This is a genomic window from Photorhabdus sp. RM71S (genome assembly GCF_042879355.1).
GTDB classification, from domain to species: Bacteria; Pseudomonadota; Gammaproteobacteria; order Enterobacterales; family Enterobacteriaceae; genus Photorhabdus; species Photorhabdus kayaii.
Window position 1 is genome coordinate 1 of sequence record NZ_JBHFKV010000167.1, and the last position, 637, is coordinate 637.

General features: G+C 47.9%; 1 protein-coding gene. It reads left to right on the forward strand.

Features of this window, described 5'->3' with window-relative positions; all coding sequences use genetic code 11:
• Positions 1–29 precede the first annotated feature (29 nt).
• A complete protein-coding gene (locus ACGF5R_RS24320) occupies positions 30–629 on the forward strand; it encodes a hypothetical protein (RefSeq protein WP_049583065.1) in 600 nt (199 codons plus the stop codon).
• The last annotated feature ends 8 nt before the right edge of the window (positions 630–637 follow it).

Sequence of the window (637 nt, forward strand, 5' to 3'; positions counted from 1 at the left end):
TTTCAGGTTATAGAATGGGAAGATAAATAATGAACAAATATCACCCCGAAACATCATTTGATTACGGCAAATATGGCGTCATTGTCATCACTGAGGCAGCGAACAGCAAAACCATGAGCTATGCGGAGGCATTGGTATCGTTGGACGCGGGTCAATATGACCATGATTTATTACTGGGCTTTGAATTGATAGCAGCTATTTCTCAGGGCTGGAAAGCAGGCTTCCATGCGCCGACCAGCGATCAACGGTTGATGTTGTGGCGGTGGATTGTGTCAGCCTCGTTTGTGCGAGAGCAAATAGACAGAAACGGTACTCGTGAAGTTGATAACGACAAAGGCGGCACCGATACCGCGGCGATTTACGTTAATGGTGTATCTGCAATCACGGTCTACCCATTAGTAGAGCGCGTGATGTTAGCAACCCATATTGAGGGGTTCGCCTTTGAGCGGTCCGGTAGCGAAGACGGGGCGGATATGGCGGTCAGAATGTACATGGATTTTATCAATATGCAGCCAGAGAACGGCAATTGGCTATCTGAGAAAGGGCGCGAGGGGCTTTCTATCTTGCATGATGAATTAATCAAATCGGCAGAGTCTGGCGAGTTTGACTCTATGCCCGTCTTTCATTGACAGGAGAC

Coding starts and splice junctions, on each gene's coding strand:
- ACGF5R_RS24320 (WP_049583065.1), top strand. CDS start 30: ATGAACAAATATCACCCCGAAACATCATTTGATTACGGCAAATATGGC.